This window comes from Chryseobacterium sp. Mn2064, from assembly GCF_049319685.1.
GTDB lineage: Bacteria > Bacteroidota > Bacteroidia > Flavobacteriales > Weeksellaceae > Chryseobacterium.
In genome coordinates this window covers 1,581,578-1,599,157 of sequence record NZ_JBMOUE010000001.1, presented here as the reverse complement: position 1 = coordinate 1,599,157, position 17,580 = coordinate 1,581,578, and the positions used below count along the sequence as shown (strand labels likewise).

18 protein-coding genes and 1 tRNA gene are annotated in these 17,580 nt (G+C 35.6%); 12 read left to right on the top strand and 7 right to left on the bottom strand.

All coding sequences use genetic code 11. The annotated features are described in order from the left end of the window. Positions 1 to 17: 17 nt before the first annotated feature. Positions 18 to 90 (top strand) — tRNA-Met (locus tag ACL9RH_RS07105). 115 nt (positions 91 to 205) lie between these two features. Here ACL9RH_RS07105 and ACL9RH_RS07100 read toward each other — a convergent pair. Both ACL9RH_RS07100 and ACL9RH_RS07095 read right to left on the bottom strand, forming a co-directional pair. Further along, on the bottom strand, positions 206 to 457 hold the full coding sequence (locus ACL9RH_RS07100) for an Ada metal-binding domain-containing protein (protein ID WP_422692641.1): 252 nt from the start codon (positions 455 to 457) through the stop codon (positions 206 to 208). Positions 458 to 496: 39 nt separating this feature from the next. After that, entirely contained in the window at positions 497 to 1,210 is a 714-nt protein-coding gene (locus ACL9RH_RS07095; protein ID WP_422692640.1) for a 2OG-Fe(II) oxygenase, read from the bottom strand. 179 nt (positions 1,211 to 1,389) lie between these two features. Here ACL9RH_RS07095 and ACL9RH_RS07090 point away from each other — a divergent pair, with 179 nt between their 5' ends. Continuing rightward, a complete protein-coding gene (locus ACL9RH_RS07090; RefSeq protein ID WP_422692639.1) occupies positions 1,390 to 1,836 on the top strand; it encodes a GNAT family N-acetyltransferase in 447 nt (148 codons plus the stop codon). Between the two features lie 316 nt (positions 1,837 to 2,152). Here the strand turns inward: ACL9RH_RS07090 and ACL9RH_RS07085 are convergent, their stop codons facing one another. Further along, on the bottom strand, positions 2,153 to 2,737 hold the full coding sequence (locus ACL9RH_RS07085) for a hypothetical protein (protein WP_422692638.1): 585 nt from the start codon (positions 2,735 to 2,737) through the stop codon (positions 2,153 to 2,155). Between the two features lie 333 nt (positions 2,738 to 3,070). Between ACL9RH_RS07085 and ACL9RH_RS07080 the strand changes: the two genes are divergently transcribed. The 5 genes from ACL9RH_RS07080 to ACL9RH_RS07060 all read left to right on the top strand — a co-directional run bounded on the left by ACL9RH_RS07080 (position 3,071) and on the right by ACL9RH_RS07060 (position 7,958). Continuing rightward, positions 3,071 to 3,436, top strand: coding sequence for a BlaI/MecI/CopY family transcriptional regulator (locus tag ACL9RH_RS07080; RefSeq protein ID WP_089692384.1), 366 nt, complete (start codon positions 3,071 to 3,073; stop codon positions 3,434 to 3,436). A 6-nt stretch (positions 3,437 to 3,442) separates the two neighbouring features. Continuing rightward, positions 3,443 to 5,380, top strand: a complete 1,938-nt coding sequence (locus ACL9RH_RS07075; RefSeq protein WP_422692637.1) for a M56 family metallopeptidase — start codon at positions 3,443 to 3,445, stop codon at positions 5,378 to 5,380. Between the two features lie 55 nt (positions 5,381 to 5,435). Further along, positions 5,436 to 6,338 (top strand): GLPGLI family protein, encoded by a 903-nt coding sequence (locus ACL9RH_RS07070; protein WP_422692636.1) that lies wholly within the window; start codon positions 5,436 to 5,438, stop codon positions 6,336 to 6,338. 169 nt (positions 6,339 to 6,507) lie between these two features. Continuing rightward, positions 6,508 to 7,074, top strand: coding sequence for a sugar O-acetyltransferase (locus ACL9RH_RS07065; RefSeq protein WP_422692635.1), 567 nt, complete (start codon positions 6,508 to 6,510; stop codon positions 7,072 to 7,074). 20 nt (positions 7,075 to 7,094) lie between these two features. After that, positions 7,095 to 7,958 carry a GLPGLI family protein gene (locus ACL9RH_RS07060; RefSeq protein ID WP_422692634.1) on the top strand — a complete coding sequence of 288 codons (864 nt, stop codon included), beginning with the start codon at positions 7,095 to 7,097 and terminating at the stop codon, positions 7,956 to 7,958. 60 nt (positions 7,959 to 8,018) lie between these two features. Here the strand turns inward: ACL9RH_RS07060 and ACL9RH_RS07055 are convergent, their stop codons facing one another. Then, on the bottom strand, positions 8,019 to 9,011 hold the full coding sequence (locus tag ACL9RH_RS07055) for a serine hydrolase domain-containing protein (RefSeq protein WP_422692633.1): 993 nt from the start codon (positions 9,009 to 9,011) through the stop codon (positions 8,019 to 8,021). 147 nt (positions 9,012 to 9,158) lie between these two features. After that, entirely contained in the window at positions 9,159 to 9,812 is a 654-nt protein-coding gene (gene fsa, locus ACL9RH_RS07050) for a fructose-6-phosphate aldolase (RefSeq protein ID WP_047374243.1), read from the bottom strand. 220 nt (positions 9,813 to 10,032) lie between these two features. Between fsa and ACL9RH_RS07045 the strand changes: the two genes are divergently transcribed. Next, on the top strand, positions 10,033 to 10,521 hold the full coding sequence (locus tag ACL9RH_RS07045) for a YdeI/OmpD-associated family protein (RefSeq protein WP_422692632.1): 489 nt from the start codon (positions 10,033 to 10,035) through the stop codon (positions 10,519 to 10,521). Positions 10,522 to 10,590: 69 nt separating this feature from the next. Here the strand turns inward: ACL9RH_RS07045 and ACL9RH_RS07040 are convergent, their stop codons facing one another. Further along, on the bottom strand, positions 10,591 to 11,133 hold the full coding sequence (locus ACL9RH_RS07040) for a tetratricopeptide repeat protein (protein WP_422692631.1): 543 nt from the start codon (positions 11,131 to 11,133) through the stop codon (positions 10,591 to 10,593). A gap of 197 nt (positions 11,134 to 11,330) precedes the next feature. On the opposite strand from ACL9RH_RS07040, the gene pepE reads away from it, so the two are divergent. From pepE to ACL9RH_RS07020, 4 genes are all read left to right on the top strand, one after another. Beyond that, complete coding sequence (pepE, locus tag ACL9RH_RS07035) at positions 11,331 to 12,023, top strand: dipeptidase PepE (protein WP_422692630.1); 693 nt, start codon at positions 11,331 to 11,333, stop codon at positions 12,021 to 12,023. An 89-nt stretch (positions 12,024 to 12,112) separates the two neighbouring features. Continuing rightward, entirely contained in the window at positions 12,113 to 12,889 is a 777-nt protein-coding gene (locus ACL9RH_RS07030; RefSeq protein ID WP_422692629.1) for a hypothetical protein, read from the top strand. Positions 12,890 to 12,998: 109 nt separating this feature from the next. Further along, positions 12,999 to 14,372 (top strand): D-alanyl-D-alanine carboxypeptidase/D-alanyl-D-alanine endopeptidase, encoded by a 1,374-nt coding sequence (gene dacB / locus ACL9RH_RS07025; RefSeq protein WP_422692628.1) that lies wholly within the window; start codon positions 12,999 to 13,001, stop codon positions 14,370 to 14,372. Positions 14,373 to 14,378: 6 nt separating this feature from the next. Further along, entirely contained in the window at positions 14,379 to 15,545 is a 1,167-nt protein-coding gene (locus ACL9RH_RS07020; RefSeq protein ID WP_422692626.1) for a sensor histidine kinase, read from the top strand. Between the two features lie 123 nt (positions 15,546 to 15,668). Here ACL9RH_RS07020 and ACL9RH_RS07015 read toward each other — a convergent pair whose 3' ends face one another. Further along, a complete protein-coding gene (locus ACL9RH_RS07015; protein ID WP_422692624.1) occupies positions 15,669 to 17,525 on the bottom strand; it encodes a PDZ domain-containing protein in 1,857 nt (618 codons plus the stop codon). Positions 17,526 to 17,580 lie beyond the last annotated feature (55 nt).

Sequence of the window (17,580 nt, the reverse complement as noted above, 5' to 3'; positions counted from 1 at the left end):
GCACTCTAAAAATACACCGCGGGATGGAGCAGTAGGTAGCTCGTCGGGCTCATAACCCGAAGGTCATCGGTTCGAGTCCGGTTCCCGCTACTCAACGAGAGAAGCAATATTATATTGCTTCTCTTTTTTTATTGAATAAACTTTATAAAAATATTGGATCAGGTAAAGTTTTTTATTTCCCACCAGCTTTTGAGACTGATCCTTTCTAGCCTTTCTGCTGCATATTTTTCCATTGTTTATAGGCTTCTTTCATACAATGCCCACAAGGACGGTAATTATTCTGCAAGGCTTCTTTTTCATTTTTAAAAAATATTCTGTTTTCTATGTTCATTCTCTTTCCAGAGCAGCAGTTGAGCAATCCATAGATTTTCAGTTTTTTATTACCTCCCAATAATAAGGTTTGATGGTGGATTTCAGACCTTAGCTGTTCGGGTGATATTTGGGAATGAAGTATCATATTTAATGATTAAAAATGTAACAAAATTTGAATCTATTTTTAGCTTATTGCATCATGAAAGATAATCCCTAAGGCATAGCGGTTTCCTGTTTTTACTTCACTTACCCCGTGTTTCATATTGACTCTGTAATATCCTTTGGTGCCTTTTTCGGGTTTGAAATGAGTGGTGAAAATAAGAACATCCCCTTTTCTAGGTTGTAGAACAATCGCTTTTGATTGGGCTCTCGGAACATGTTGGGTAAGAACAAACTCTCCTCCTGTAAAATCCTGATCCGGCTCACTGAGCATTAAAACAATTTGAATGGGAAAATAAAGATCTCCATACAAATCCTGATGTAACGTATTGAAACCTCCTTTTCCATATTTTAAGATTAAAGGAGTTGCTTTTTGTTGCCCATTAAAATGACATTGCTTTAAAAATTCTGAATGATCTAAAGGGAAATTAATATCAGTATGTAACGCTTTGAACCATGCATTTGCAATGGGAGCCAAATTCGGATAAATATGCGTTCGTACTGACTCAATCAATGAGGGAAGTGGATAATTGAAATATTTGTATTCTCCTAAGCCAAATCGATGACGGGCCATGACGACTGTTTTGCGATACAGATCAGTATTGTTGTATGTTGATTTCAGGCTCTCGCATTCATCATTGGATAGTAACTGTAGAATTACAGCGTATCCTTTTTGATGCATTTCTTCTGTAATATTCTGCCAGTCAAGGTTTTTTATCTTTTTAATTAAATCTATCATTACTTTCAATTTTATTCTACAAAGTTCCAAAGCCTTATATACATATGAAATCCGAAACGTGTGGTATTTTATTTTTATGAGGAAGAAGATATCTCTGGACCATCTGTATAACTGGAATCTGGATGATATGTACAGTTCTGTTTAAAGGTAATTTTGCGCTGTTAATAAAAAATAGAACAATGAATTACACAATTAAAAAAGCAAGCCTTGAGGATCTTGATGAAACAGCCGTATTATTTAATCTTTACCGAATTTTTTACAGACAGGAATCTGATCTCGAAAAAGGGAAAGCATTTCTTAAAGAAAGATTTCTCAACAGTGAGTCAGATATTTTTCTTGCTTTGGCAGATGGGAAAGCAGTGGGTTTTGTACAGCTTTACAAACTGTTTCATTATACTAAATTACAGAAACAATGGCTGCTAAGTGATTTGTTCGTTCATCCCGATTATAGAGGAAAAGGACTTTCTGTAGCTTTAATAGACCGCAGCAAACAATGGTGTGAAGAAACAGGGGCCTGTGGACTGATGCTTGAAACAGAGAAGACAAACGATATAGGAAATACTTTATACCCTCGTTGTGGATTTGAATATGATGGATTGCACAACTATTACCATTGGTGGAAGTAAAAAAAGTACTTTAGAATAACCATTTTTAGTTTTCTGAGTAGAATTATTTCTACAATTCTTACTATTTAATTCTACAATGATTCTTTTACAGGAGAACCGCATACCTTTATTTTTGTAAAGCTCTTATAGGTCAAGGGTAGGACAAATTGTTCCTATAGAGTGTTGCAATAAAATCTCCGTCTTAATTTTCTACTTTTTCCCCTCAAGTTTTATGATTAGTACCACAAAACTGTTTTTTCCGACGGAGATTTTTTGCTTTAAATAAAAAGAGAACTGCATTTGCAGTTCTCTTTTTTATATTTTAAATGTCGTTCAATTATTGAGCCAGTTGAGCGTAAGGAGTCAGTTTGTTGTCATCATCCATTGTTTGCCCTAGGAAATCTCTCTTTTGATCAGCTTTCATTCTTCCTGCTGCATCATTAGCATTAGAATATGCTTCACTAAGTTTAGTCGCAATTTCTGCAGGTTTAAAATCAAATTTCGTGTCACCTTCTACGCCCAGATATCCATTTTTTCTGGTAAGGTTAGAGATGTAGTTCCCGTAATTGATAAGGGTATTTCTCAGATATTGAGTATGGTACTCCATACATTTTTTAGCTTTCTTTGAAGAATTGTTCAGAATGCAGTTTTTCATGTTATTTCTGTACAGAAACCATTCAGATTCCAGAATGCCATATTCTTTACCTACTGCAATTTTCCCATTGTTTACAATATTATTGTCACCTTCTTTTGTGGCAATAGTCTGCAAATGTTGGATTACCAATGGAACTGTTGCTTCAATTTTTGATTTTGTATCTTTTAATATACTAAGGTCAGCAGCAGGAGACTTACTTTTTTTTTGCGCTGTCGTAATGTTAAAAACAAGCAGTAATAGTACAATCAATAAATTATATCTTTTCATGAGAAATTTTTAAGGCACTAAAATAAATATATTTTCCCGGTTAATACAAATTCATTTTAATTTTATTTAATAAAATTTAACAAGTTTTAAGAATTTACTGCGGAAACACCTCTTTTTCTGTTAATTAAATAGGTGATAATTTCCCATCGTTAAAAAATTAATATATTTGATTTAATTTTATATATTTGATTTACAGTGTATTATGTTTAAATTATGTTTTATCACTAAAAAAATAGTTGTTATAATCAATTTTATTTCTACATTTGTATAACTAATTTCTTAGTGATATAAGATTAAACTCTTTTTATTGCTTAATAAGTAAACGTACATCATATGAAAATTCAGACCTTAACAAAAGCAGAGGAGCAGGTAATGCAGTATCTATGGAAACTTGAAAAAGGATTTCTTAAAGACGTTCTTGATCTTTTTCCGGAGCCCAAGCCACACACCAATACTGTTTCCACCATTTTAAAAGTATTGAAGGACAAAGAATTTGTAGACTATCATGTACACGGAAGGCAACATGAGTATTTTCCTCTGGTTTCCAAGGAACAGTATTCCGGGAAAACGATGAAAAGCCTTGTGAAAAATTATTTTAAAGGATCTTACAAAAGCGCCGTTTCTTTTCTGGTAGAAAAAAATGAGATGACTGTAGAAGATCTTGAAATGCTTTTAGATGAACTTAAAAAGAAAGACTAAACGCCTATGGAAGCTATACTTTTATATTTTGGAAAAATAATTTTGTGTTCCGGTGTAATGTTTCTGTATTATCAGTTGTCTTTAAAAGACAAGACATTTCATCATTATAACCGATTTTATTTATTGTCTGCCATTCTGATACCGCTGCTGCTGCCGCTTATCAAAGTAGAAGATTTTACAATAGAAGTAAGTCATGAGATGTATCTGCTTCTTGATAAAGTTCAAAATTTTAATACAGAAAAAAACATCAACAATGGTAACCTTTATTTTAACATTATTTTTTCAGCTCTGGGACTGGTTTCTTTCTATTTTTTAGGAAAGCTAGCCATAGGGATTTTTAGAATCCAACAGTTTAAAAAAAAGTTTCAGAAAGAAAGTTTTGACGGGATCAACTTTTACCGTACAGACCTTACCGAAGCCCCTTTTTCATATTTTAAGAACCTTTTCTGGAAGAATACAATTACTTTGAATTCAGAAATTGGAAAGCAAATCTTAAAGCATGAAATGGTACATATTGAGCAGAAACACTCGTTTGATAAGATTCTTATCGAAATTGTGACCTCTATTTTCTGGTTCAATCCGTTTTTTCATCTCATTAAAAAAGAAATTAATCTAATCCACGAATATCTGGCTGATAAAAAAGCCGTGAAGCATTCGGACACCAAAGCATTTGCGCAGATGCTTTTAGCAAGCCACTTTTCCGGAACACAGTTGCCTGCTGCCAGTCCGTTTCTAAGTTCAAACCTTAAAAAAAGACTTAAGATGTTACAAAAACCTAAAACCAAGTTCGGATATGCGCGAAGAATTTTTGCACTGCCGGTTCTATTCTCAGTGGCGTTTGCTTACCTAGTCAATGCAAAGAACAGAGAAATTGAAGAAACCAATCTTACAATTAAAAAAGCCGTTTCTCAAATTCAGAGAGATACCGTACGTCCTGAAAAAACACAACAGCCTGAAAAAACAGAATTATCCAACTTTAATAATGATGAATCTAATAAGAAGCTGGCTGAACTTCAAAAGAAGATAAATAAAAAACAAAAGGAATTGGGTAAACTGGATCCTGGAAGTAAAGCCTTCGAAAAGAAGATGGATGAAATAAACGATCTGGTTTCTAGCATGACTGAAATTACAGACGAAACGACCCAAAAGATGAATGAATATTTCAATTCTCCAGCATGGAAACGCCAGATGAGCGAATTAGAGAACATGGAAATTGAAATTCCTGAAATTCCCGAAGCGCCTGAAGCCCCAGAGCTTAATACAGAGTCTCCTAAAGCTCCATCTGCAGCTCCAAAAGTTCCAAAAGCACCTAAGAATGCTATCTATATAAGAAATAATAGGGTAGAATATAAAGATCTGAGTCCTGAAGATAAAGCAGAAGTGCGTAAAGCTTTAAAAGAAGCTCAAAAAGCTATTAGAGAAGGAGCCAAGGCAAGAATGGAGGGTGAAAAAGCCAGAATACAGGGCGAGGTAGCCAGAGCTATAGGAGCGAAAGCAAGAATAGAAGGTGAAACAGCCAGAATTATAGGAGATAAAGCCAGACTGGAAGGAGAGAGAATGCGAAAAGAAGGGGAAAGAATCCGAATAGATGGCGACAGGATAAGAAAACAAGCAGATATAGCCCGTGCAGAAGCTGAAAAAAGAGCGCTAAGTTTTAAAGATGGCACTTTTATCAAAATTACCAACGCCTCACCTGATGTTATCGTAATGAACGCAGATTTTATTAAAAAAGACGGCAACGGAAACATAGTAATGAACGGAGTGAAAAAGTTCAGAGTAAGCGGTAATGATGATGTAAATTACAAATATTATATTGATGGTAAAGAAGCTTCTAAGAATGATGTGAATTCATTGGATACCAAGGATATCTCAAGAGTGAATGTCAACACTCAGAAAAAAGGAGATGTTAAGCAGGGAGAAGTAAGAATCGAAACCAAGAAATAAAGTTTAATCAGGCTTTGTTAATTATAGATTGGCAAAGCCTTTTTTATGATATATTATGAAAAGCAAAATTCTATTTTTTATATTGATCGGAGTGCTTACCAATGCTCAGGTCAACAGGTTCTTTTATGAATATAAATTCATTCCCGATTCCAACAATAAAGAAGATGTGAAAAAAGAAATGATGCTGTTGGATATAGACAAAAGTGGCTCTAGCTATTACAGCCACGATAAATTTGTTTCAGATTCCATTGGAAGAGCAGAACTTGAAAAACAACTGAAAGCCGGAGGAGGAAATATCAGCATCAGCAGAAGAGAAAAACCAGGACAGGTTTCTTTTAAAGTAACCAAAGAGTATCCGGATTTTAAAACCTATCTTTTCAGAAGTATTTCTACAGATAAATATAAAATAAAAGAAGACAAAAAGCCGGAGTGGAAAATATTACCGGAAAAACAAAAAATCGGAAACTATGATGCTCAAAAAGCGGTTACCAGCTTTGGCGGAAGAGAATGGACAGCCTGGTTTACAACAGATTTGCCTTTTCAGGATGGTCCTTATATTTTTTATGGACTGCCAGGTCTTATTGTAAAGCTTGAGGACGCCACAGGATCTCATAGTATGACCATGATAGGAAATAAAACAATTAATGCTTCGGCTGCAGAAACAGAAATGCAGTTGCCGGATAACGTTAGAGTTTTGGGACTGGGCGGAAAAGAGCTGGAAGTTACAAAAGATCAGTTCAAGAAGGTGTGGAAAGCTTATGCAAATGATCCTACCAAAAATATGAGAGAAATGATGATGAAAAATGGGGATGGTAATACCAAGGTAAGTTTCAAATTTAAAACCGGCGATGGTAAAGAAATTTCAGATCCTAATCAAGTATTCAGAGAAATGGAGAAATCTACAAAAGAAGCCCTTAAAAAAGATAACAATCCGATAGAACCGGATTTGTTGAATTAATCTTATATATTTTCTAATATTAACGGGATGGCAAGAGTGTCATCCCGTTTTGTTTTTTAGCTGTATCCAAATACCATAGGCTCCGGTGAATGATAAATATCAATTAACTTATCAAAACATATTTCTTATCTTTCAATAAACAATAAGTAATCACGATTAACGTTATCTCATGACAGAAAAAGAAAAATGTGCAGCCGGACTTTTATACAATGCCAATTATGATAAAGAATTAATTCAGGAACGGATACAATGTAAAGATCTGTGCCAAGAGTATAACGGATTGAAAAACTCTGATGCAGAAAACAGATACAGACTTCTTCAGAAAATTTTGAGCAGTACAAAAGAAAATATTTGCATAGAACCCAATTTCTGGTGCGATTACGGCTATAATATAACAGTAGGAGAGAATTTCTATGCCAATCATAACCTTGTTATTTTAGACTGCGCCAAAGTGAGCTTTGGAGATAACGTCTTTATTGGCCCTAACTGTAGCTTTTACACAGCGGGACATCCACTGGATGTACAACAGAGAAACGAAGGATTGGAATATGCCCATCCTATTACCATAGGAGATAATGTATGGCTGGGAGGTAATGTAGTGGTTCTTCCGGGAGTTTCTATAGGAAATAATTCCGTAATTGGAGCAGGAAGTGTAGTTACTAAAGATATTCCGGAGAATGTAGTCGCGGTAGGCAATCCGTGTAGGGTTGTTAAAAACATTGATCAAAAAAATTAAAGCAAACAATAAAAAAACTAATGAACAAACTAATTACCATGACCCTTGCTTTATTGCTAGGGGCCTTTATGCAAGCTCAGAATCAACGCTTTATTTATGAATACAAATACATTATAGATTCTACAGCTAAAGACAAAATTGAGACTGAAATTATGCTGCTGGATGTTGCCCCAAAAGGTTCTAAATTTTATAGCAAAGATTATTTCGAATCAGACTCTACCATGAGAGCAATTATAGAGAAACAGTCTAAAGCCGGGGATTTAAACTTTACAGGAATTAAATTTAAAGGAAAAATACGTTATAGCATTGAAAAAATGTACCCAGAGTATTCCGTCAATTTCTTTACAACTCTTTCTTCCGAAGAATATCATGTACAGGAAAGCCGAAAACAGGATTGGAAAATACTTTCTGAAAAAGAAAAGATAGGAGAATTTAATGCCCAAAAAGCCGTTTGTGATTTTGCTGGTAGAAGATGGACCGCATGGTTTACAACAGATCTTCCGATTCAGGATGGTCCGTATAAATTTCATGGACTCCCAGGGTTGATCGTCAAACTGGAAGACAGTACCCATTCTCATATATTTGAGCTAAAAGGAAGTAAAAAGCTTCCTGACGGATATGAATGGACAAGTACCAAAGAGAAACATCGGTACAACCCTCTTATTGCCCTTAATGAAACAAAGTATAAAAAAGCATTTAAAGACTATCGTAATGACCCTATGAAGAGCGAAAGACAGATGATGGCACAAGGAACTATTATAGAAATGAGAGATGATTCCGGAAAAGTTATTGATCCGGAAAAAGCCAGAAAAGAACAGGAAGCCAGAATGAAAGCCAATATTAAAAAGCAAAATAATATTCTTGAATTGGATATGCTGAAATAATCTGATAATTGACTAAGAACGGTCTCAAAAATGTAATTCCTTTACTTTTGAGACCGTTTTTTATTTCAGAATTTTCTCCCATAACTCTCTGTGAAATTTCATCATATTGCTATATACACCAGGGTTTTCTCCCATTCTGAGAATGATAAGGGTTTGACTGGGAACAATGTCGAGTATCTGTCCGTTTTTGCCCAATGCACAAAACATATCTTTAGGAGCATCAGGAACTAATGATTGATTGGAAGTGGCTTCAAACCCAGGAACTTTTATACTGTTTTTTCCGTTCAGCCACCATAAGTAACCATAGGAAAGGTTGAGATCCTGTGAAGTATTGGTCATCTGCTGAAAATAATCATCATATTGATAGTAGGCTTTTCCATTCAGGCTTCCTTTACTTAAAATAAGTTTCCCGAATTGTAAAAAACTCTCGGCTATACTTGAGAATACCAGACCGTTTTCATAAGGAACCCATTTCCCTGAAATTCCTGAACCGGAAAGCTTTTCAGCAGTATATTGATCTATACTTTTACCACTTGCTTTTTCAATTACTTTTGCCAGTTGAGAATAGGCCGAAGTGTCATAATACCAGAAACTTCCTGCAGCATTTTTTAAAGCAAAGCAATCACCGGATTTACATTGTTGATCCTTCTGATAATCAAGTCCAGAGGTCATTGTCAGTAGATTTTTGATCGTTATCTTATTCTCCTCTTTCTGATCCATTCCCGTCCATTTTCCTAAATACTTTGATACAGGATCATTTATATTCAGTAAATTTTCCTGTTGAGCGATTCCAATCAGAGTGGCTGTCAAGGATTTTCCTGCAGAAGCCCAATACCAAGTTGAGTTTTTATCAAAAGGCTGTTTATCAATGATTTTTGTTCCGAAATATTTTTCATTGATGACTTTTCCATCCTGATAAATAATAAAAGCGCGGCTCTTATTTTCGAGATTGAACTGATTCAGCAAATCAAGCTTTTCCTTTGAAAAAACGATATTTTGGGCCAATCCAAAAACAAAGGAAAATAGTGCGATGAAAAGAATAGTACGTTTCATGATCTTTTATTTTTTTGATTCAAATAAGATCATAGAGTTAAATGAAAAAATGATGATCGAGGTGAATACTATTCAGGAATCAGGAATTTAGAAATAAAAAGCCCCCGGAAAGAATTTCCGAGGGCGTATTTTAATAAAAGCCGGTTATTATGCTAATTTCTGAGAATCTGCAATAAACTGAGCTAATCCGCTGTCTGTTAATGGGTGCTTCAATAAGCTCAAGATTGGAGGAAGTGGAGATGTAATAACATCAGCACCAATCTTAGCACAGTCAATAATATGCATTGAATGACGGATAGAAGCCGCTAAGATTTCAGTTTCAAACATATAGTTATCGAAAATCAATCTGATTTCCTGGATAAGGTTCAGACCGTCTGTAGAAATATCATCTAGTCTTCCTAAGAACGGAGAAACATAAGTTGCTCCTGCTTTTGCTGCCAAAAGAGCCTGTCCTGCAGAGAAGATAAGAGTACAGTTGGTTTTGATTCCTTTATCAGAAAAATATTTTAAAGCCTTGATCCCGTCTTTAATCATTGGGATCTTTACAACGATATTGGGATGGATAGCAGCCAATTCGTCACCTTCTTTGATCATTTCCTCATAAGTAGTAGAAAGTACTTCTGCAGAAATATCTCCATCTACAAGCTCGCAGATCGTTTTGTAGTGGTTTTTGATCGCTTCTGCTCCCTGGATACCTTCTTTAGCCATTAACGAAGGGTTAGTGGTAACACCATCTAAAATTCCAAGGTCTCTTGCTTCTTTGATTTGCTCTAAATTAGCTGTGTCAATAAAAAATTTCATTGTGATAAATAGATTTATTCTGACAAAGATAGGGAATTAATGTAGGAGTTGAAAGATGAAAAGAGAAAGTTCAGCATTGAAAATGTAAGTTGAAGAAGAAGGCGAGAGCAGCAGGGAGTCGTTGGGTGTATTATCATGAATTAAAAAAAGAAATTGAAACAGATTTAGAATCTAATAAGTAATTTTGTTATCAATTGTCAATCTCTAATTCCAGTCTTTCATGAAAAAAGAATCTTTCAGTACAACGTTAGAAATTATTGGGATCAATCCGTTTGTTTTTATTCCTGAAGAAATTTTAAGCAACATTTTTAACGATTCTGGTAAAAATAAAAGCCCAATTCCTGTAAAAGGAACGATAAACGGAAAAGAATATCAGCAGAATTTAATGAAATATTTAGGAGAATGGAGATTGTACATCAATTTTACAATGCTTAAGAATTCTCCTAAAAGAATAGGAGAGACCATTGAGGTTACTGTGGAATATGATGCTTCCGACAGAAGTATAACCATTCATCCTCAATTGGAAAAAGCCATCAGTGAAAGTAGTATTGCTTTGGCGAATTTTGAAAATCTTACTCCTTCAAGAAAAAATGAATTAATCCGTTACATCAATAACCTGAAAACACAGACAAGCATCCAACGGAATATTGAGAAGATCATACGTCACCTGCATGGAGAAACCGATTTTTTTGGAAAAATGATAGAATAGAACATAAAGATATAACGATCAATAGAATCAATACAGCAAAAAGGCCGGAAATATTTCCGACCTTTATTATTAAGAATTTAATGCTTTACTCAATTTTACAGCATCCTGGTTGCTTGGGTCATATTGTATTGATTTTGCAATATGTTCTTTCGCTTTGGCAGGATCACTTTGCTGTTCTGCAAAGGCGATGTAAAAGTAAGCATATGCCAGATTTTTCTTATTCTGTTCCACTTCCTCAGGCTTTACAGTGGCAATATACTTTTCATAAGCCATCTTTGCATTGGCATCATCCTTAGCAGATTGATAAGCGTAGGCCTGACTGTAATATGACGGAGCCCAGTCCGGTAATAAAGCAGAAATCTTTTTCCATGTATCAACCGCATTAGGCCAGTCTGAAGCTTCCTGATAAGCTGCCGCTAGTTTTGCCAGTGATTCGGTATCCTTTGGATTTGCCTCAATTTGTTTTTTAAGACCTTCAATAGAGTTGTCTGCCTGACTTGTAGCTGTCGTATTGGCAGTGGTGCCCGACTGTGTAGTCTGAGCGTTTGCAAAACTTACACCTCCTACAAGTATTAAACCTAAAAATAGATTTTTAATTTTAATCTTAGCCATTTTCATAATCTTATATTTTAAAGTTCTGTAGTCTAAAATTCAATAATAATTCCATAAAAGCCCAAATTTTAGAAGCTTTAAGCTTTTTTAGAAAATATTAACGGGTTCAAGTATTTTTTTAGTTTAATTTTTGATTCGTTGATCTTTGAGTTTATCTTTGTATTCAATTATTTTTTTAATACCTATAATTTTCTCGTATGAATATCATATTAGCCTCAACGTCCACTATTTTCAGTGGAGAATATCTGGAATACCTAAGAGAAGAATTGATTCAGCTATATAAAGGAATTGACGAAATCGTATTTATTCCCTTTGCCAGACCTGGCGGTATTTCTCATGATGAATATACAGCCAAGGCACGTTCTTTCTTTGAAACCATCAATATCAAAGTAAAAGGACTTCATGAATTTCAGGATAAACTGGAAGCAATACAGCAGGCAAAAGGATATTTTACAGGAGGTGGAAATACATTCTTATTGGTAAAAACACTTCACGAAGAAGGGCTTATGTATGTCTTAAAAGATAACATATCTAACGGAAAAGCTTACCTTGGCTGCAGTGCCGGAAGTAATATCGGAGGACAGAATATGAAAACAACGAATGATATGCCTATTGTATATCCTCCAAGTTTTGACTGTATGGGACTTGTTCCTTTCAATCTCAATCCGCATTACCTGGATCCGAATCCGGAGCTGAAACATAACGGTGAAACCAGAGAAACCCGCATCAAAGAATTTCTTACTCAAAATGATATTAAAGTAGTAGGATTACGAGAAGGGAACTGGATCCGAAGAATTGGCGAAAATATTACTGTGGAAGGAAGCGAACTGACCCGAATTTTTGAAAAAGGTAAAGAACCTTACGAAATAGAATCAGGAAGCTCATTATAATGCATCAAGATGATATTAACCGTTTTATAGAACGTAATCTTAAAAATTTTTCTGTTAGCAGCACTGGTTGGAATGAAATAATCCGCCAGATGCTGTTTGAATTGGCTATCGCTGGCTGGAATCTCGAAAAAGATGTTTTCGGAACAGAAAAAAACGGAGAACTGAGATGTCATATCTACTCCGAAAATCCGGAACTTAATGCAGTTATTAAAACGATTACCGGTAAATATATGGCTTTATCTGCCACCATTTGTGAGATTTGTGGAAGCGAAGGTAAAAAAAGAGAAGAAGATTCCTGGGAAACAACTTTATGTCTGAATCATTATTTGGAAAGAAAACCCGTTATTAATATTGATAACGGACTGAATATTAAACTGAAAAATAAAATCATTCTTAATATCAGAGAAATTGCCAAAGCAGAAGCGGATCACGACCTTCAGACTTTATGGTTATTTAGAAATGAAGAATCTTCGGACAAAATGGAAGCCGATTGTTTTTCATGGCAGCAGCCTAATTACTATCTTCTTTTGAAAACCATTCCTCTTTATTTGTTTCCCGAGGATCAACAGCAGGGAATTTTTGATTTGTTTGAACATCTTGAAGGTTGTGAGATCTGTGGGAACCGATCTGTTTACAGAAAATGGTGTCTGAGATGCCATCATGAACCATGGAATGAATCCAAAATCAATCTGGAAGGCTATCAAGATAAGTCCGAATATATAAAATACTGTCAGATGGATCGGTTTCTGGATGAGGATGATTACGAAAAATACTTTAAGCATGACATCTCCTTCGAAAGAGTTAAAGACCATAAAATTCTTTTTAATCATCATGATCTCAGAGAATATGAAAAGTTACATTTTTAACTATCTTTGATAAGCTGTAAAGAATTTTATCTACTAAAAAGGCATTAATACTTTAGAACGTGTAAGAAGATAAACTCTTTAGTAAGGTCACGAACCCAAATACAATATAATGAAAAAAACACTCGCGGTACTCACGCTGACTATACAAATGATCTCTGCCCAGAATATGACTCAAAAACTGGACAAAGCCACTAAAGATCTTATGGATTCCTCGGGGGCGATCTCTTCGGGATTATCGTTTTATGTTTCCGATGAAAATGGGAGCCTTATCTACGAATATCAGGGAAATAAAGGTCTTTCTACCGCTTCTACACAGAAAATTTTCACTGCCGGGGCTGCTCTGGAAACTCTCGGTAAAAACTATACTTTTACAACTACTTCAAGCTATTCCGGGAAGATTACAGGAGGAACTTTAAATGGAAATCTTTTCATTTCTTCCAATGGAGATCCTACTTTGGGAAGCTGGAGGTATGACGCTTATAAACCCGAAAACTTTAAAAAGAAATTAATAGAAGCGATTAAAAATTCTGGGATTACGAAAATATCAGGTGATCTGGTGATTGATGATTCTTATTTTGATCATCAGACCATTCCGGGAGGATGGCCTTGGGATGATTTGGGAAACTATTACGGAGCCGGGGTCTGGGGAGTCAATTGGAAGGAAAATCAGTTTGATATTAATATCAGCGGAACCGATTTTAAAAGTTTCTCTTATCCACTGGAAGGGGTACAATGGCTGAATGACCTTAAAGCAGGTGGAAGTTCAGACCAAAGTCTGATTTTCACAGCGCCACATTCCAATGTTGCTTTGATTAACGGGATGCTGCCGGCTGGAAAAACGGTTACTGTTTCCGGTGCTACTCCCAATCCGCCTTTACAATTGGCAGCTGAAGTGAAACAATGGCTGAAGGAATCCGGAATTGAACTTTCGGGAAAAGCGGTGACCAACTCCCAACTTGAAATTGAAGGTAAAAAGGCGATAGAAGCCCCAAAAAATAATACTATTCTGACATACCAGTCTCCAAGTTTAGATAAAATCGTTTATTGGTTTTTACGAAAAAGTATCAATCTTTATGGGGAAACGCTGATTAAAACTTTAGGAAAAGAGAAAAAAGGAGATCCGAGCTTCAAGAGCGGAGTTACTTATCTGAAAGAATTCTGGAAGTCTAAAGGCATCAACCCGAATATGATCAACTTTGCAGACGGAAGTGGATTGTCTCCTCAAAATTATGTAGCGGCGAAGGCTGAAGTACAGGCTTTATTATATGCTAAAAAGCAGCCCTGGTTTGAATTCTACTATGATGGTTTTCCAATGCAGGATAATGGCATGAAGATAAAAAGCGGAACAATGAGAGATACCAAGTCTTTTGCAGGATACCATACTGCCAAAGATGGTAAAAAATATGTATTTTCGATTATTATTAACAATTATCAGGGAAGCGGAAGCGCGGAGCTGCAGAAAATTCTGAATGTTTTAAAATAGAAAAGCTTGAGAAAATCAATACTCACCAGACTGAATAACTGGATCATCTTTGTTGTGATGACTACTTTGGTTATTGCGATCGTCGTAGCATCAACATCGCTTATTAATTTTCTCAGAAAAGAGGAGATCAAAAGGATCAGTCTGCTTTCCAAGGCGATACGTATACAACAGGAAGTGAAGACACCGGATACGGATGTTCTGGATCTTCTGCCGGATATTTTGAATATCAACAATACCATTCCGTTTATTGTAACGGATAAGTATAAAAATCCAATTCTTGATCTTGGTTATTACAGGAATATTCCGGAAAGCACAATAAAAGATCCCGCGAAGCTTAATGATTTGATTATCAATATGGAAAAGAACTACGATCCGATAGAGATCAAAGTTCCGGATGGCAATAATCAGTTTGTGTATTATGATAATTCCCGTCTACTCAATAATTTACGGTATTCTCCCTATATTCTAGGACTTTTCATTTTGCTGTATTTTGGTTTTACCTTTTGGTTTTTTCGAACCATCAAAAAGACTGATGAAGGATATCTTTGGGCAGGTTTGGCTAAAGAAACAGCCCATCAGATCGGAACTCCACTGTCTTCAATGATCGGCTGGATGGAGATCATGAAACTGGATAATCCCGAATCTGAAGGCGTACACGAAATTGAAAAAGATATTGAAAGGCTAAGAACGATTTCCGAACGATTTTCAAAAATAGGTTCTATTCCTGAGCTGAATGATATGAACCTTAATGAAACGATTAAGGAGAATTTTGATTATTTGAAGACCAGAATCTCCAGAAAGGTAGATTTTACCCTGCATCTGCCAACGTACACTCTTTTGGTTCCGCATAATAAGATCCTGATGAGCTGGGTGATTGAAAACCTCGTGAAAAATGCTGTGGATGCCATGAAAGGAGCAGGAGCCATTACGATGTCTGTATTTGAAAGGAATAAAAATATTCTGATTGAAGTAAAAGATAACGGAAGCGGAATGACAAAACAACAAGCCAGAAATGCTTTTAATCCTGGATATTCTACTAAAAAAAGAGGTTGGGGACTAGGATTGTCACTGGCCAGAAGGGTGATCCACGAATATCATAATGGCGACATTAAAATTTCTCAGACCGAAGTAGGTAAGGGAAGTACTTTTAGAATAACCATTAAGAAATCGTAATGATGTTTCTCAGTCAAGTCAATTGAAGTTAGAAATACTTTAATCTATAGAAATAATAAAGCACGAATATTATATTCGTGCTTTATTGTTATAAAAAGGCTGGATTATACAGCTGTTTATTTTCTATTTTTTACCCGTTAGCCATTGGGTTTGTAATTTCAGCTCCTCAGGAGTTGGATTAGCCTTAAATGTAGGAGTTTCCATCGTCATTTTATCAAGGATGGCTTTTCCTGAAAGCGTCATTTTTTCCTTTTTCCCGGCGTTGTCTCTCAAAATAGTTACAGTAACCGGTTGACCTTCCTTAATGGTTTGGGTATAGCTGATGAAATCCTGAATCTTTTTAACATCTACAGTTTTTCCGTCTAACGCAAGAATCTGGTCTGTGATTTTAAATCCTATACTTTTTGCAAAAGGTGAAAGCGCTGAGTTTTCATCAAAAGCGAAAGCATTGTTTTTTTCGTCAAAACCAGTTTGGTTCGGATCTTTGATAAACCAGAATAGAGGTCGGCTTTCCTGTTTCTTTACATCTACACCTACCATTTTCAGGTATTCTGCATAAGGAGTAGGCTGGTTTCCTGCAATATATTTGTTATAAAAATCTTTTACCTGAGGATATCCGGTTACAGTAACCAGTTCGTCAATAAGTTTATCATCTTTGAAAGGTTTATTTTCCCCGAATCTTTGTGATAATTTTCTGATCATATCACGATATCCCATTTCTCCGTTGGAAAGTTTTCTCAATTCAATATCCAGACACATCGCCAAAAGAGCTCCTTTTTCATATACATTTCTGTACTGATCTTTGTAAGGCTCCTTCAATATGTTTTTACTCATTACCGTAAAAGGCATTGTATCGTCATAGTTCTTGGAGTTTGCGATTTTCTCTCCAATTCTTTGAAGGAAATGTTCCTTGTCGATAAGACCTTCCTGAACCTGGAATAGATTGGCGAAATATTCTGTTCCCCCTTCATACATCCATAAGTGTTGAGACATTTTAGGATCTGCATAGTCGAAATAGTGAATTTCTTCAGAATGAGTCTTCAAAGGATTCACAGTATGGAAAAACTCGTGGGAAACTACATCTGTAATGGTATTGTCGATCGCGTCTTTTGGCATTGCCTCAGGAAGTACTACGCTGGTAGATTCATGATGTTCTAATGCTCCAAATCCTTTGATCTTTGGTCCGTCGCCACCTGCAAGATAAAGCATGATCGCATACTTTTTATTGGTATTCATATCTCCCAGAAATTTCTTTTGGGCAATCACCATTTTCTCCAGATTATCTTTGAAGTCTGCAGCTTTGTACTTTCCTGTTGGGGAATATACTCCAAGAACCAATTCCATTCCTCCTGCATTGAAAGTGATGAAATCAGGCTTTGTATACATTAATGGAGAATCTGTTACTTTCGCATAATTGGCAAGGGTATAGGTATCTGTAGCATCAGATTTGTCCTGATCTACCAATGCGGTTGTACCGTAAAAATCTGTTGGCTTTTTAATAACCAGCTGATAAGGGACATCCTGCATATTGTCGATATATCCAATAAATCCGTGGGTATTGATCATATACACTTTTCCTTCTTCAATATCTGTTCCCGATGGAGAAAATACCGCTTTATGCTTTGAGGTATCCATTTCATCATCAAAACTGTCGTTGACCAGATAGGAAATTTTACTCAGACCCTGCGCATTTTTCAGGGAATATGTATTGTCGCCTACTTTGGTATAGGTAAGTTCTTTGCCTTTGTTGTCGTAGAATTTGATTCCTTCTATAAACCTTCCGTAATCATCTTCAGAATAGGTACCGGGAACTGTTTTAGGAAAATGGAATTTTACATCGCCAGACTTCATTTTTGGCAATTCCATGGTCACCGCAACCTTGTCGTCTTTTACATTCACAAGGTCGATGGTGGTTTTTATAGATTGTGCATTCGCCAAAAAAGCAACGAAAAGCCCCAAACTTAGTGTTATTTTTTTCATTATGCTTATAAATTGTAATTAATAAATAGTAGCATTTTTTTTCATTATGTTACGA